Here is a 15,852-nt window from a genome sequence, read left to right as displayed (position 1 = left end):
GCGATGACGACTGCCCTCGCCCGCAAGATCAAGTCCCTGATCCTCACCAACGGTCCGATCAGCGTGACGGATTTCTTCGCCCTGTGCCTGGCCGATCCCGAACACGGCTACTACAAGACTCGCAATCCCTTCGGCCGTGCCGGCGACTTCGTCACCGCCCCGGAGATCAGCCAGTTGTTCGGCGAGATGATCGGCATCTTCATGGTCGTCGCCTGGCAGCGCCATGGCGAGCCGAAGAACGTGCGGCTGGTCGAGATCGGCCCCGGCCGCGGCACGATGATGGCCGACATGCTGCGCGTCGTCGCCCGCATCGCCCCGGCTCTCTACGAGACGGCCAGCCTTCATCTCGTCGAGACCAGCGCCTTCCTGCAGAACGTCCAGCGCGAGACACTGTCCGCCCATGGCGACAGGATCCATTGGCACGAGAGCTTCGACGAAGTGCCGGAAGGCTTCACGCTGATCGCCGCGAACGAACTGTTCGACGCGATCCCGATCCGCCAGTTCATCCGCACCGCGACCGGTTTCCGCGAACGCATGGTTGGCCTCGACGCCGATGGCGAACTCTGCTTTGCAGCCGGCGTCGCCACCCTCGACCCCGCCCTCCTGCCCCAGCGTCAGGAACTGCCGCCGGAAGGAACGATCTTCGAGGTGTCTCCCGCCCGCCAGTCCGTTCTGGTAACGCTCTGCGAACGCCTGCTCAAATGCGGCGGCAGTGCACTGGTCATCGACTACGGCCACATGGTCACAGGCTACGGCGACACGCTGCAGGCCGTGCTCGCCCACCAGTTCGATCCACCGCTTGCCCATCCCGGCATGGCCGACCTGACGAGCCATGTCGACTTCGAGAACCTCGCCCGCACCGCCATGGCGACGGGGGTGCAGGTCAATGGCTGCATGCACCAGGGCGATTTCCTCGTCGGCCTCGGCATCGAAGACCGTGCCGCCTCGCTCGGTCGCGGCAAGGACGAGAAGACGCAGGCCGACATCGTCCAGGCGGTCGAGCGCCTCGCCGGCGCCGGAGAGGGCCGCATGGGAGAACTCTTCAAGGTCATGGCGTTCTCGAGCCCCACCGTCGCGCTCCCGCCGTTCAAGGCGCCCAATTGACAGCCCCGGCGGCGATGCGCCAACATCGCCGCGGCTGAAATCGCGGAAGAATTCGTTTTTCCAGAGTGTTTTCAATTCTGACACGGTCGACTCGACCGGCGGCCCGCCGCTTCGGAGGCAGCGAATGCAAGATCATCCCACGCCCGAACCAATCACGAGCCCGCTTCTGGCCAATGCCACCGGCGACGGCATCCGCCATGGTTTCTTCACCCGCAAGGGTGGCGTCTCCGAAGGCATTTACCGGGGTCTGAATGTCGGTCTCGGTTCGAACGACGACAGGGACAACGTGCATGAGAACCGTCGCCGTGTCAGCGGCTGGTTCGGCCTTGGCCCGGAGAAGCTGGCCACGGTTCACCAGGTCCATTCCCCAGACGTCGTGGTGGTCGACGCCACCTATGACGGCAACCGCCCGACCGCCGACGCGCTGGTCACCGCCACGCCCAGCGTCATTCTCGGCGTGTTGTCGGCCGATTGCGGACCGGTGCTGTTCGCCGACGCGGAAGCCGGCATCATCGGTGCCGCCCATGCCGGCTGGAAGGGCGCGCTCGGCGGCGTGCTGGAAAACACCATTTTCGCCATGCAGTCGCTCGGCGCCCGTCGCGAAGCCATTACCGCCACCCTCGGCCCCTCCATCAGCGGCGCCAACTATGAGGTCGGCCCCGAATTCGTCGAACGCTTCCTCAAGGAGAACCCCGATTTCGAACGGTTCTTCTCGCCCTCGGCCAAGGCAGGGCATGCGATGTTCGACCTGCAGGGCCTGACGGTGAAGCGGCTCATCGACGCCGGCGTGCGGGCCGACAGCCTCGGCATCTGCACCTATGCCGATCCTGCCACCTTCTTCTCCTATCGCCGCACCACCCATGCCGGCGAACCCGACTACGGACGACAGATTTCCGCGATAGCCATTATGGAGGACTGACATGGCGCTGCATTTTGATGCCAGCGAATACGCCACGCGTCTCGAGCGGCTGACCGCCCGGATGGCGGAGGAAAAGCTCGACGCCATGCTGCTCTTCGCCCAGGAGAGCATGTACTGGCTGACCGGCTACGACACCTTCGGTTACTGCTTCTTCCAGACGCTGATCGTCAAGGCCGATGGCTCGATGACGCTTCTGACCCGCTCGGCGGACCTGCGCCAGGCCAAGCACACCTCCAATATCGAGAACATCGTGATCTGGGTCGATCGGGTAAACGCCGATCCGACCATGGACCTGCGCAACCTGCTGAGCGAGATGGACCTGCTGGGCGCGAAGATCGGCATCGAATACGACACGCACGGCATGACCGGCCGCGTCGCCCGCCTCCTCGATAACCAGCTTACCAACTTCTGCGAGATCATCGACGCATCCTACCTCGTCAGCGAACTGCGCCTGGTGAAGAGCCCGGCGGAAATCGCCTATGTCGAGCGGGCGGCGGCCCTCGCCGACGACGCGCTCGATGCGGCTCTGCCGCTGATCCGTGCCGGCGGCGACGAGGCGGCGATCCTCGCGGCCATGCAGGGGGCGATCCTGGCCGGCGGCGGCGATTATCCCGCCAACGAATTCATCATCGGCTCGGGCTCTGACGCCCTTTTGTGCCGCTACAAGGCCGGCCGCCGCACGCTCTCGGACAAGGACCAACTGACCCTCGAATGGGCCGGCGCCAGCGCGCACTATCATGCAGCCATGATGCGCACCATCATCGTCGGCGAGCCGTCCACCCGCCACCGCGAGCTCTACGCCGCCTGCCACGAGACGATCAAGGCGATCGAAACCGTGCTCCGGCCCGGCAACACCTTCGGCGACGTCTTCGAGACCCATGCCCGCATCATGGACGAGCGCGGATTGGCGCGTCATCGCCTGAACGCCTGCGGCTACTCGCTCGGCGCCCGCTTCTCGCCCTCCTGGATGGAGCACCAGATGTTCCACACCGGAAACACCCAACCCATCCTGCCCGACATGTCCCTCTTCGTGCACATGATCATCATGGACAGCGAACGGGATACGGCGATGACGCTCGGCCATACCTATCTGACGACCGCCGAGGCGCCCCGCCCCCTCTCCCGCCACCCGCTCGAGCTGCTGGCCCGCTAGCTCGGCCGTGTATCCCCGGGCGGGCGTCCGTCCTCCATGCCCGGGGCTCTAAGGAATTGATAGGATTTTAAGGTTATCCTCATCAAATCCACGGGAGGTGGCACGAGGACGGCAGGACGATGAAACTAACCCGAACTGCGACGGCTGGCCTGCTCGCGACGGCCGTGTTGACTGCCTGCAACACGCCCGAGACCAGCATGGTGCCGCCGATGGAAATCGGTGACGGCGGCCAGGCCGTGAGCGACAACGACCTGTCGCTGGCCCGCGGTCCGCAGGCGAGCTATGCCCAATCCTCGCCGGTCCAGAGCGCACCACTCGGCGAGCAGGGCTACTATCCCTCCGCACCTCAGAATACCCTCGAAGCCCAGGCCGCAGCACTCGAAAGCGGCCAGAACCCGGTCGCATCGGCTCCGCTTGACGGCGCGCTCGTCGGCGGCGCGCCACCGTCTTCGCTCGCCGCAGAGCAGCCGCGGATGACCGCGCAGGCCCCGGTCCAAACCGAGGAAACACTCGGGACACAGCCGGCCCCGACAGCACAGGTGGCCGAAACCCGGCAGGTCGCGGCACTACCGCCCGCCGCATCCGGCACGCTCCGCTTCCTGCCGATCATCGGCGCCCCGGTCCAGTCGATCACGCCGCTGTCGCGCCAGCTCGGCGCCGATGCCCGCGCCAAGGGCCTGACGATCAAGGGCTCGGGCGATCCCTCAAGCGAACACATTCTCAAGGGCTACCTTTCAGCATTCGGCGACGGCAGCGCCATCACCGTCGTCTATGTCTGGGACGTCCTCGACGCTACCGGCAACCGCCTGCACCGCATCCAGGGCGAGGAAAAGGTCCCCTCCGCCGCCAGCGATCCTTGGGCCGGCGTACCGGCCTCGCTCATGCAGCAGATCGGCACGAAAACGATTGCGGAATACATGAGCTGGCGCCAGGCCCACGGCGCCTGATCCACCGCGTTTACATTCTTTTCGCGAAAAAGGTCAGCATTCTCGCCAAACCTCTTGCATTCGAGGGGAAGGGCGCTAAAAAGCGCCCATCTCAGCATGACAACAGGCGGACCAAAATGAAGGTTTTCGCAGGTAATTCGAACCGGCAGCTCGCCGAGGCAATCTGCAATTATCTCAACGTACCACTCGGAAAAGCCAGCGTCAGGCGGTTCGCAGACCAGGAAATCTTCGTAGAAATCCAGGAAAATGTACGCGGCGAGGACGTTTTCGTCGTCCAGTCCACGGCCTTCCCGGCCAACGACCACCTGATGGAACTGTTGATCATGATCGACGCCTTCCGTCGCTCGTCGGCCCGGCGCATCACGGCAGTTCTCCCCTATTTCGGCTATGCCCGCCAGGACCGCAAGCCCGGCCCGCGCACTCCGATCTCCGCCAAGCTCGTCGCAAACCTGATCACCGAGGCAGGCGCCGACCGCGTTCTCACCCTCGACCTGCACGCAGGCCAGATCCAAGGCTTCTTCGACATCCCGACCGACAACCTCTACGCCGTGCCGCTTCTCGCCCGCGACGTCAAGGAACGCTACGACACCAAGAACGTCATGGTCGTTTCGCCGGACGTCGGCGGCGTGGTTCGCGCCCGCTCGCTCGCCAAGCGTCTCGACTGTCTGCTGGCGATCGTCGACAAGCGTCGTGACCGTCCGGGTGAATCCGAAGTCATGAACGTCATCGGCGACGTCACCGGCAAGGACTGCATCCTGATCGACGACATCGTCGATTCCGGGGGCACGCTCTGCAACGCGGCCGAAGCCCTTCTGAAGCACGGCGCGACCAGCGTCACGGCCTATATCACGCACGGCGTTCTGTCGGGCGGCGCGGTGACCCGCGTCACCTCGTCCAAGCTGCGCGAACTGGTGATCACCGATTCCATCCAGCCAACCACGGCTGTACAGTCGGCGCACAACATTCGTGTCCTGACGACGGCAAACCTGCTCGGCGAGGCGATCAACCGCACCAGCGCGGAAGAATCCGTTTCGAGCCTGTTCGACTAAGACAATTCGGCGGGCGGCCTGGTCGCCCGTTGCCCGCCTTGTGGCGGAACGTGTTGGGAGGCGCGGCGGCTTTCCCCGACATCCTTGGCCGGGCCTGCGCACGGCTCCATGAGAAGCTTTGGCAATGCTGCTACCACGGCGACGTCGGGGTGTGGCTTCGCCTCCCCAACCCTTCAGGCAGCCGCGCGCCCCATGTCCCTGACCGTCGACACGCTTCTCACAAATCCCGACCTTCACGAGGCGATCCGCGATCAGTCGCGAGCGCTGCTGTACATCCACGACACGGCCCCGCGTCTCGCCGCGGTGTTCGGCACTCACCAGCGCTGGCTGCTCGGTCATCTCGGCATGGCGATCTACTTTTCGGGCCTGGCGCGGAATGAGGCAGAACCCTGCATAGTGATGGCCAGCTTCTACGAGATGGCCACGCGCCACCGCATCTCCAGCGCCAATACGGCGGACGCCTTCGTCAAGGAAATGCTGGTCTACGGCATCGTCGAGCCGATCGTCACCAAGGACAAGCGCAGCCGCCCCATCAGGCCGGCACAGAAGACAATCATCGCCGTCGGAGAGTGGATGAAGATCCACCTGAGGACGCTCGACCGCCTCGACCAGGGACGCCGGCTCGAGACCTACGAGGCAGACCCGACGCTTCTTGCCCGCCTCCATCCGGCGATCACCGAGATCTTCCTGTCCGCCCCGGAAATCCGGACACCGCCGGAGACATTCACGCTCTTCACTTGGCTGAACAATGGCGGCATCGTCATGGACTGGTTGCTCGCGGGCATCGAACCCGCCGATCCCTCGGTGGAACGCGTCCCGACGCAGGTGAAGTCCGTGCCCCAGATGGCCGAGTATTTTCGCCTGTCACGGACCCATCTGACCCGCAAGCTGCGCGAGGCCGAGGCCATCGGCAGCATCGGCTGGGAAGGGCCGCGCGGCCGTTCGGTGATGTGGGTATCGAAGGAATTCCGCCGGGAATACGCCTACGCGCAGTCGGCCAAGCTCGCGATCATCGACGCGGCCTGCGAAGCGCTCGGCCTGCGCTGAACCCGATTGCTCAACGGCTAGGCAGCGGACAGGCCTCGCCGCCGGAAAACAGCCGTGAGCGCGTGAGAAAGCGGCGCTCCCGTCCGTTGTCGAGCGAGAACATGCCGCCTCGCCCAGGTACGACGTCGATGATCAGCTGGGTATGCTTCCACACGTCGAACTGCGAACCGCTGATGTAGAAGGGCACGCCGCCGATCTCGCCGAGTTTGACGTCGGTCTCGCCGACCCGATACTCGCTGGCCGGATAGCACATCGGCGAGGAACCGTCGCAGCAACCGCCGGACTGGTGGAACAGGATGTCGGGATGGTCGGCCCGGATTTCATCCAGAAATTCAAGCGCCGCCGGCGTGGCAATGACGCGCGGTTCCAATGACTGGCTTTCGTCCTTCATGTTTCCCTCCTCTTCCAAATGACGATCCCTCCCCCTGCGCAAGGCAGGGAGAGGGCGGGGAAAAAGCGAAGCGGGGGCATCGCTCTTCCCTGTGGAGAGGCCTGGATCAGAAGAAGCCGAGCGCCTTCGGGCTGTAGGATACCAGCATGTTCTTGGTCTGCTGGTAGTGGTCGAGCATCATCTTGTGGGTCTCGCGACCGATGCCCGACTGCTTGTAGCCACCGAAGGCGGCGTGCGCCGGATAGGCATGGTAGCAGTTGGTCCACACGCGGCCGGCCTGGATGTTGCGGCCGAAGTGGTAGCAGGTGTTCGCATCGCGGCTCCACACGCCGGCACCGAGGCCGTAGAGCGTGTCGTTGGCGATCTCGAGCGCTTCTGCCTCGTCCTTGAACGTGGTCACCGACACGACCGGTCCAAAGATTTCCTCCTGGAAGATGCGCATCTTGTTGTGGCCGCGGAAGACGGTCGGCTTGACGTAGAAACCACCGGAAAGTTCGCCCGGAAGTTCGTTGCGATAGCCGCCGGTCAGCACTTCCGCGCCTTCCTGCTTGCCGATGTCGATGTAGGACAGGATCTTCTCGAGCTGCTCGCCCGACGCCTGTGCACCGATCATCGTCGACATGGCGAGCGGGTCGCCCTGGATGACGGCTTCGACGCGCTTGATCGCCTTTTCCATGAAGCGGTCATAGATCTTCTCGTGCACGAGCGCACGGCTCGGGCACGTGCAGACTTCGCCCTGGTTCAGCGCGAACATCGCAAAACCTTCGAGCGCCTTGTCGAGATAGTCGTCGTCTTCGCGCATGACGTCTTCGAAGAAGATGTTCGGCGACTTGCCGCCGAGCTCGAGCGTGACGGGGATCAAGTTCTGGCTGGCATACTGCATGATCAGACGGCCGGTCGAAGTTTCGCCGGTGAAGGCGATCTTGGCGATCCGCGGGCTGGTGGCGAGCGGCTTGCCGGCTTCGAGGCCGAAACCGTTGACAATGTTGAGCACGCCTGCCGGCAGGAGATCGCCGATCAGGTCGGCCAGCACCAGGATCGATGCCGGGGTCTGCTCGGCCGGCTTCAGCACCACGCAGTTGCCGGCAGCAAGGGCCGGAGCCACCTTCCAGGCAGCCATCAGGATCGGGAAGTTCCACGGAATAATCTGGCCGACGACGCCGAGCGGCTCATGGAAGTGATAGGCGACGGTGTCGTGGTCGACTTCGCCGATCGTGCCTTCCTGAGAACGGACGCAAGCCGCGAAATAACGGAAGTGGTCGATGGCCAGCGGAATGTCGGCCGCCATGGTTTCGCGCAGCGGCTTGCCGTTGTCCCAGGTCTCGGCGCGGGCCAGCAGCTCGAGATTGGCTTCCATGCGGTCGGCAATCTTGTTGAGAATGTTGGCACGCTCGGTCGTCGAGGTGCGACCCCACTTGTCCTTGGCGGCATGGGCGGCATCGAGGGCGAGGTTGATGTCGTGTTCGTCGGAACGGGCGACGTCGCAGAGCTTTCCGCCGGTGACCGGCGTGGTGTTTTCGAAGTAGCGGCCGTTAACCGGATCGCGCCATTCGCCGCCGATAAAGTTGCCGTATTTCAGCTTGAACGGCGAGCTCGCGATCGCCTGCACTTGAATGTTCATGATGTCATCCTCCCTGGTGAAGGTCCCTCCAACGGACCGGTGAGAGGATGATTGCGGGCTTTCGGCTTGGGCGATAGACACCCGTTTTCATACCGCAGCGCACACTGTTTCAGTTATGCGACATATCAAAAAGCGCGGCCTATTGCAGGGAAAAGCGCTTCATCTTGCGGTGGAGGGTCGCGCGGCTGATGCCGAGGAACTGGGCCGCCTGCGAGACATTGCCGTTTGTGCGCGAGAGCGCGCGGCGCAGGGCAGCGCGTTCCGCGTCATCCAGATCCGACCCCGGCTCTCCCCTTCCCTCGCGCAGCGCGTCCGCCGCAGGAAGCCCCTGCGCGATGCGCTGGTCATCGAGCTTCAGGACGGCGCGAGCCGCCCTGGTGGCACCGAGGATGAGATCGTCGTAGTCGACGGCAATGAGTGCCGCGGTCGCCGCATTGGCAGTCGGCACCATGATGATGCGGGCGCTGGGGAAGGCCTGGCGGAACAAGGTCGCCTCGACGCGCGCGGCGACGTCCCGCACCGCCTGGGAAAGGATCGTGAGCGTCATGTCGTTCACGTCATTGCGGCAGGTCGAGATGTCGAGCGCCGCCGTCACCCGGCCCAGATGGTCGCGGATCGGTGCCGTGGCACAGGAGAGCTCGATATTGGAACTGAGGAAATGCTGGTCGCGGTGGATGATAACCGTCCGCTCGTCGGCAAGGGCGGTTCCGATGCCGTTGGTACCGACGCTCGCCTCGCTCCACACATTCTGTTGCCACAGGCCGAGCGCGCGGAACTCCGCATCGTCGCCCGCGGCGCCCCGCCGGTCCAGCACCACCCCATCGCGGTCGGAGAGCACGATGCAGCAGCCGGAACGACCAACGGTCTGGTAGAGACGGTCCACCTCGTCAGAACATGCCATGACGACGTGCTCCATGCGCTCGCGGGCCGAGCGGAACATGGATTCGTCGGCAATCACGGGCTTGCGGCCTTCCTCGGGCGCAAGCTGGTGGACATTGAGGCAGCGCCGCCACGAAGCGGCAATCGGCGAACTGGCGGCCGCAGAATTCTGAGACGCGGTCGCATAGACCAAGTCCGAATGGCTGGATTGCTGACGCATCTGCTCCTCCCAAAGCGATCATGCATGCGAAGGAGAAATCTTTCAATCACGATTATCTAAGACAACCGGCCAGCCACATCCATCGCGCCATATGTCGCACTTCTGCGACACATCGTTTGCAGCAACGTCCCCGCCTCAGGCCGCCCTCTTCTCCGATGGCCCGGAACCTTCGCTTTCGCCCACCGGAACCGTCGCCGCCGCCGGCTGCGGCCCGCGAACGAGCTCGTCAACCTCTGCCCTCGTCAGCGGCTTGCCATAGTAGAAGCCCTGCACCCCTTCGCACCCGGCATCGAGCAGGAAGTCGAGCTGTTCGGCATTCTCCACGCCCTCGGCGAGCACCGGAATGTCGAGGCTTGCCGCGAGGATCAGCGTGGAATGCACGATGGCGGCGGACTGGCGGCTGGTCACCACCTCGTCGATGAAGGCACGGTCGATCTTGATCTTGTCGAACGGAAACAGCTGCAGGGTCGAAAGCGATGAGTAACCGGTCCCGTAGTCGTCCATCGCGATCTTCACCCCGAGCGCCTTCAACTGTCGGATGACCTGAAGCGCATGCTGCTGGTCGGCGACGATGCCGGATTCGGTGATCTCAAGCTCCAGCCGGTGCGGCGGCAGGCCGGTCCGTTCGAGGATCTCTCCCACCAGTCCCGGAAGATTGTCCTTTGCGAGCTGTTGCGGCGCTACGTTTACGGCAAGCCGGAGCGGCCGCGCCCAGCTCGCGGCCTCCCGGCAGGCCTCCTCGAGCACCCACGCACCGAGCTTCAGGATGAAGCCGGTCTTCTCCGCAATCGGAATGAACTCGCTCGGCGGGACCCTGCCCCGGCCCGGATGGTTCCAGCGCAACAGCGCTTCGAAACCGACGATCTCGCCGGACTTCACGTTGTTCTGCTGCTGGTAGACCAGCTCGAACTCACCGCGCTCCAGGCCACTGCGCATCTCCATCGCAAGCGCATTGCGCTCGCGGGCCTGGCGGTCCATCGACATGTCGTAGAAGCAGATTTCGTTGGTGCCGGTCGCCTTCGCGCGATACATCGCGACGTCCGCCTGGGCGAGCAGGTCGTCGAGCGTTTCGCCGTTGTCTGGGTAGACCGAAATGCCGAAGCTCGACCCGACACTGACGGTTACGCCTTTCCAGACGATCGGCTGGGTGATCTCGCGAATGAAGCGCTGGGCGAGTTGCATCGCATCGCCGCGATTGAAGTAGCGCGTGGAGACAGCGACGAATTCGTCGCCGCCGGTACGCGCCAGGAATTCACCGTCGCGCAGCCTGGCCGACAGCCGCTGCGCAACCGTACGGAGCACATGGTCTCCGGCGGCATGCCCGTGGACATCATTGATCTCCTTGAACCGGTCGAGGTCGAAGGTGAGGATCGCCAGCTTCGCGATCTGGCCGTCGGGACGGACCAGCAACTGGGTGACATGTTCGAGGAAGCCGGTGCGGTTCGGCAAGCCGGTGAGCGCATCGTGAAGTGAAAGGTGCCTATAGCGCGCGAGGCTCGCCTGCGTGGCCTGCATGTCGATGACATAGGTGGTCGCGCCGAGCGTCAGGATGACGACCGTGATCGCCACCACCACGACGGTCATGATCCCCTCATTCAGGATATGAGAAGGCAGCGCAGCGCCCGGATCAGCAACGACGGTGACCGCGGTCATGCCGGTGAAATGCGTCGCCGCGATCGCCAGGATGAAACCCGCCGTGCCGCCGTAGCGGCAGAAACGCGTCACCGGCCGGGCGACCCTGTTGGTGGCAATGGCACCGAAGAGCGCGGCAAGCACCAGAGAGACCGCCACATAGGTCTGGTCCCACTCCAGATGCCCCTGAACCTGATAGGCCGACATGCCGAGATAATGCATCAGCGCTATGCCGAGACCGACCACTGCCCCGCCAGTCTCGATCAGCGGGCCGCGAGCCGTAAACCCCGCGATCGAGAAACCCGCAGCCGTCACGAACACGGCGCTTGCCAGTGAAACCAGCGTGACCATTGGCTCGAAGCCGACCGCGACCCCGGTTTCATAACCCATCATCGCGACAAAATGCGTGGTCCAGATCGAGCAGCCGCCGATCACGCTGGTCAACGCCAGCCAGCTGAGCCGCGCAACGCCGCGATTGCTTCGCGCCCGGCCGAACAGCCGCATGGTCAGCAGGGAGCCAAAGACGCAGATTGCGACGGCAGAAACGAGAAAGACCGGATCGTGATCGATCGCGATGCAGGTAAGGATGTTCAGCATTGGCTCCGGCCAGCGTATATTAAGGACTCCCCATATAACGAACATCAATTTCGAAAGGCTTGCGGCGAATGGTTACCGCTTTGCCTCTCGCACAATCCCGGCAGGGAATGGTATGGGCTTCGGTCTGCACCAGAACGGCGTCACGCGCGGATATCCGGAATATTGCCGGCAAAGCTTGCCTTTCCGGCCCTTCTGTTCTATAGCGCGCCCGTCCGTGTAGACACCCTTGGAGGCAACGCGGATGAGGTTCCTCAAAGAACCTCCGGTTTCGACGGACGCCAAGAAGGCGTCGGCGAGACTCTCCAAATAACATCGAAAGGTAAAGCCATGAGCCACACTTCTTACGAGCTCAAGGCCGAGGCGCGCGAACGGGTAGGTAAGGGGTCCTCCCGTGAACTTCGCCGCAACGGTTTGATTCCCGCTGTCATCTATGGTGACAAGCAGGCCCCCATTGCCATCTCGCTGGACACCAACGAAGTGACGAAGCGCATCCACGCCGGCGGTTTCATGACCACCGTCGCGGTGATCAACGTCAACGGCGAGAAGATCAACGTCCTCCCGAAGGACTACCAGCTTGATCCGGTCCGTGACTTCACCATGCACGTCGACTTCCTGCGCGTTTCCGCTGACAGCAAGGTCACCGTCGAAGTTCCGGTTCACTTCATCAACGAAGACAAGTCGGCCATCAAGATCGGTGGCGTTCTGAACGTCGTTCGTCACGAAGTCGAGCTGCACTGCCCGGCCAACGACATTCCGGAATTCATCACCGTCGACCTCGCCGGCCACAAGATCGGCGACAGCCTGCACATCTCGCATGTCAAGCTTCCGGCTGGTGTTACCCCGGTTATCGCCGACCGCGACTTCACGATCGCCACGATCGTCGCTCCGGCTGGTGGTGTAACCGAAACGGCCGAAGAAGCCTGATCGAATTCGACTGGATCTCAGTCGTTTGAGAATCCCGCCTCCCCGGAGGCGGGATTTTTTTGTCGCCTGCGGCATCATCCCGGCGAGAAGATTTTGCGCCGACGCTTTAGCCAGATTTAATAAATATGTGACAGCTTCCTCCTCGATTTGTTCGGCGTTGGGGAGCTTGGAGACTTGGCAGGAATCACGGGCCGTCAGAAAATTGATGGAGCCTTGGCGGCATGACTCGGTCGATCGAAAGCCGATTCCTGGCCATTGTCGCGATCATCGTCTTCATTCTGGTGGTGCCGCTCTTTGCCTTGTTCCTGACACTGTCGTCAGAACGCGCGGCCAAGGAACTGCAGGACCATGTCGAGATCCTGCTTGCCGCCAATTCTCAGGCCCTTGCCAAGCCGATGTGGGACTTCGACCGTGAAAGCGTCGAGCAGATTGCCGCCACCATCGTTTCGGCCAATGCCGTCAGCAAGGTTCAGGTGCGCGACGCCTCCGGCGGCATCAACGTCTCCATGCCGCCGCTGCCGAACTGGCCGAAGAACGGCGTCCAGTCGATGTCGCGCGAGATCTTCTACGAAGGCCTCGACGGCCCGAAGTCGGTCGGCACGATCACCATCTATTACGGCCGCTTCGACGCCTTCTCGTCGCTGCGCCATGCCGAACTGATCCTCATCGGCATCTTCATCGTCGCCGTTCTCGGCGTGGTCGCCGGCGCGATCTTCGGCAACCGTATCATGATCATCCAGCCGCTGATGAAGCTGACCGCCGCGATCGAGGCGACCCGCCAGCTCGGTTCGCGGCACCACGTGGACTGGAATTCCAACGACGAAATCGGCAGGCTGGCGAAGAGCTTCAACGCCATGCAGATCCAGCTGGAGCAGGAAGAGCGCGAGCTGAAGCTTGCCCACCGCCGCACCACCGACATCTACAACCTCACGCCCGCAATGCTGTTCTCGCTCGACGAGCACGACTGCATCACCGGCGTCAGCGACTACTGGCTGCTCGCGACCGGTTACGAACGCGACCGAGTGCTCGGCCGCCGCTTCGCCGACCTTCTCGACGAGGAAGCACGTACGGCCTATCTCGAGCGCAAGCATCGCCGCAATCGAGATCGGTCCGTTGTCGAATGCACGACGAAGTTCGTCTGCGCCGACGGCAGCCTGATGGATGTTCTCATCATGGAAGCAAGCAAGCAGGGCGCAGGCGGCGAAAATGCACTGTCCCTCAGCGTCATGACCGATGTCACGGCGCTCAAGCAATCCGAAGCCCGCAACCATCGCCAGGCCATCACCGACCACCTTACCGGCCTGATGAACCGCCAGGGTTTCGAGAATGCGCTCGACGCCGAGATCCGCAAGACCGATGCGGCCGGCGGGGAACTTGCCTGCATCTTCATCGACCTCGACCGCTTCAAGTGGATCAACGACAATCTCGGCCATCAGGCCGGCGATACCGTGCTGCGCCTGCTGGTCGATCTCATGGAACCGCTGCTCCCGCAGGACTCGGTCGCAGCCCGCCTCGGCGGCGACGAATTCGCCATCCTGCTGCGCTCGCCGAACGTCGAGCACGACGCCCTCGAGCTCAGCCACCGCCTGTGCGGCATCTTCGACGAGGCACTTCACGTGAACGGTGCAACCGTTCGCCTCAGCGCCAGCGTCGGTGTCGCGCTCTATCCGCGCCATGCGAGCAATGCCGCCGAACTGCTGCAGAAGTCGGACATGGCGATGTACAGCAAGAAGCGCGACGGCAAGAACGGCGCGGTGCTCTACGATCCGCTGATCCAGGACACCACCCGCCAGCGCGCCGAAATCGAGCGTGACATCGAGACTGCGCTTGCCGACGACTGGTTCGACGCCTATTTCCAGCCGATCGTCGATCTCGCCAGCGAAAGGGTCGTCGGCTACGAGGCGCTGATGCGCCTCGAACATCCGGAAAAGGGCACCATCCCGCCGGGTGAAATCATCACCGTCGCCGAAGAGACCGGCGCGATCATCCGCATCGGCAACTGCATGCTGGACAAGGCGCTCGCCAACCTGGTCCGCGTCTCGAAGGCGACAGGCGACAACGAAGCCTATCTGGCAATCAACTTCTCGCCCCTGCAGTTCGAGCCGACACTGCCGATCCGGCTTGCCGCGCTCACCACGCGCTACGGCATCGCGCCGCATCGCCTCGTCATCGAAATCACCGAGGCGACGCTGCTGCACGACAACCCGCAGATCCGCACCATTCTCGACGAATTCAACCGCTTCGGCTGCCGGATCGCCCTCGACGATTTCGGCACCGGCTATTCCTCGCTCAGCTACCTCAACCGCTTCCCGGTCGACATCGTCAAGATCGACCAGTCCTTCGTCCGCTCGCTCACTGGCGGCGAACCGGAACTGCGCCACAAGAGCCGGATGCTGGTCGAAGGCATCACCGCAATCTCCCACAAGATGGAATGCACGGTGGTCGCCGAAGGCATCGAGACGGCGGAGCAGCGCGACATCCTCGAACAGTTCGGCGTCGACAAGGGCCAGGGCTATCTCTTTGCCCGACCCCAGCCTGTCGCACGCCTCATCGAAGCAGCAGGTGAACAGGATCGCGAGAGCTCGGTCGCCTGAACCCCACGTCAGCATCAGGAAGGAAAGTGCATATGAAAGTCATCGCATTTCTCCTGTCGATCGGGCTGGCCAGCGCCGCCACCGCCGCCGACACCACCATCCATTTCACCACCGAAGACTATCCGCCCTACAATTTCCGTGAAGGTGGCGCCTATCATGGCGTCGGCTATGACCAGGTCGTCGCGCTGATGAAGTCCGTCAAGGCTGACTACACGGTCGAGATGATGCCTTGGGCGCGGGCGCTTTCGCTGGCCGAGAGCGAGACGATGTATTGCGTCTTCACGACCGCTCACATCGCCGAGCGCGACAAGCGGTTCAAATGGGTAGAGCCGCTCGCCGTCGACCGCAACGTGATGATCGCCAACAAGGCGTCGGGCCTCAAGCCGCGCACCGTGGAGGAAGCCCGCCAATACGTGGTCGGCACCCAGCGCAACGACTACACGCAGGACCTCCTGGAGCGCAACGGCTTCCCCAAGATCGACCTCGCGGCCGACCTGAAGCTCACCTTCAAGAAGCTGATGAGCGGCCGCATCGATCTCATGCCGATCTCGGAGAAGTACTACGAAGATCTGCTGGCCGAAGGCAATGCGATCGAGGCCCTGTTCGTGCTTTCGGAACAGAAGTTCTCGGTTGCCTGCAACAGCAACTTCCCCGATGCGCTGCTGGCCGAAATGCAGGCCGGCCTCGACAAGCTGATCGCCGACGGAACCCAACGCGAAATCTTCGTCAAATATGGCATGCCGCTCGGCCAGTGAGGCTTCCGTCGTCCGGGCGG

The 15,852-nt window shown here is 63.3% G+C and carries 13 protein-coding genes; 9 read left to right on the top strand and 4 right to left on the bottom strand.

Annotated elements, in window-relative coordinates; genetic code table 11:
• Positions 1–3: 3 nt before the first annotated feature.
• From ACX93L_RS03510 to ACX93L_RS03485, 6 genes are all read left to right on the top strand, one after another.
• Positions 4–1,104 carry a class I SAM-dependent methyltransferase gene (locus tag ACX93L_RS03510; RefSeq protein ID WP_459403551.1) on the top strand — a complete coding sequence of 367 codons (1,101 nt, stop codon included), beginning with the start codon at positions 4–6 and terminating at the stop codon, positions 1,102–1,104.
• A 124-nt stretch (positions 1,105–1,228) separates the two neighbouring features.
• The gene (pgeF, locus tag ACX93L_RS03505) at positions 1,229–2,023 is read left to right on the top strand and encodes a peptidoglycan editing factor PgeF (RefSeq protein ID WP_459403550.1); all 795 of its coding nucleotides are present in this window, start codon (positions 1,229–1,231) and stop codon (positions 2,021–2,023) included.
• 1 nt (position 2,024) lies between these two features.
• Positions 2,025–3,176, top strand: a complete 1,152-nt coding sequence (locus tag ACX93L_RS03500; RefSeq protein ID WP_459403549.1) for a M24 family metallopeptidase — start codon at positions 2,025–2,027, stop codon at positions 3,174–3,176.
• 119 nt (positions 3,177–3,295) lie between these two features.
• Positions 3,296–4,123, top strand: coding sequence for a hypothetical protein (locus ACX93L_RS03495; RefSeq protein ID WP_459403548.1), 828 nt, complete (start codon positions 3,296–3,298; stop codon positions 4,121–4,123).
• Between the two features lie 116 nt (positions 4,124–4,239).
• A complete protein-coding gene (locus tag ACX93L_RS03490; protein ID WP_169586962.1) occupies positions 4,240–5,172 on the top strand; it encodes a ribose-phosphate pyrophosphokinase in 933 nt (310 codons plus the stop codon).
• Positions 5,173–5,364: 192 nt separating this feature from the next.
• On the top strand, positions 5,365–6,219 hold the full coding sequence (locus ACX93L_RS03485) for a hypothetical protein (protein ID WP_459403547.1): 855 nt from the start codon (positions 5,365–5,367) through the stop codon (positions 6,217–6,219).
• A gap of 10 nt (positions 6,220–6,229) precedes the next feature.
• On the opposite strand, the gene ACX93L_RS03480 is transcribed toward ACX93L_RS03485, so the two are convergent.
• The 4 genes from ACX93L_RS03480 to ACX93L_RS03465 all read right to left on the bottom strand — a co-directional run bounded on the left by ACX93L_RS03480 (position 6,230) and on the right by ACX93L_RS03465 (position 11,559).
• The gene (locus ACX93L_RS03480) at positions 6,230–6,610 is read right to left on the bottom strand and encodes a DUF779 domain-containing protein (RefSeq protein ID WP_459403546.1); all 381 of its coding nucleotides are present in this window, start codon (positions 6,608–6,610) and stop codon (positions 6,230–6,232) included.
• A 106-nt stretch (positions 6,611–6,716) separates the two neighbouring features.
• On the bottom strand, positions 6,717–8,231 hold the full coding sequence (gene adh, locus ACX93L_RS03475) for an aldehyde dehydrogenase (protein ID WP_459403545.1): 1,515 nt from the start codon (positions 8,229–8,231) through the stop codon (positions 6,717–6,719).
• Positions 8,232–8,370: 139 nt separating this feature from the next.
• Positions 8,371–9,330 (bottom strand): helix-turn-helix domain-containing protein, encoded by a 960-nt coding sequence (locus tag ACX93L_RS03470; RefSeq protein ID WP_459403544.1) that lies wholly within the window; start codon positions 9,328–9,330, stop codon positions 8,371–8,373.
• Positions 9,331–9,465: 135 nt separating this feature from the next.
• Positions 9,466–11,559 carry a putative bifunctional diguanylate cyclase/phosphodiesterase gene (locus tag ACX93L_RS03465; RefSeq protein WP_459403543.1) on the bottom strand — a complete coding sequence of 698 codons (2,094 nt, stop codon included), beginning with the start codon at positions 11,557–11,559 and terminating at the stop codon, positions 9,466–9,468.
• Between the two features lie 327 nt (positions 11,560–11,886).
• On the opposite strand from ACX93L_RS03465, the gene ACX93L_RS03460 reads away from it, so the two are divergent.
• The 3 genes from ACX93L_RS03460 to ACX93L_RS03450 all read left to right on the top strand — a co-directional run bounded on the left by ACX93L_RS03460 (position 11,887) and on the right by ACX93L_RS03450 (position 15,832).
• Entirely contained in the window at positions 11,887–12,483 is a 597-nt protein-coding gene (locus ACX93L_RS03460; protein ID WP_459403542.1) for a 50S ribosomal protein L25/general stress protein Ctc, read from the top strand.
• Positions 12,484–12,704: 221 nt separating this feature from the next.
• Positions 12,705–15,077 carry an EAL domain-containing protein gene (locus tag ACX93L_RS03455; RefSeq protein ID WP_459403541.1) on the top strand — a complete coding sequence of 791 codons (2,373 nt, stop codon included), beginning with the start codon at positions 12,705–12,707 and terminating at the stop codon, positions 15,075–15,077.
• Between the two features lie 32 nt (positions 15,078–15,109).
• Positions 15,110–15,832 (top strand): substrate-binding periplasmic protein, encoded by a 723-nt coding sequence (locus tag ACX93L_RS03450; RefSeq protein WP_459403540.1) that lies wholly within the window; start codon positions 15,110–15,112, stop codon positions 15,830–15,832.
• The last annotated feature ends 20 nt before the right edge of the window (positions 15,833–15,852 follow it).

Source organism: Rhizobium sp. CAU 1783, from assembly GCF_054551725.1.
This window is presented reverse-complemented; position numbering and strand designations above follow the sequence as displayed.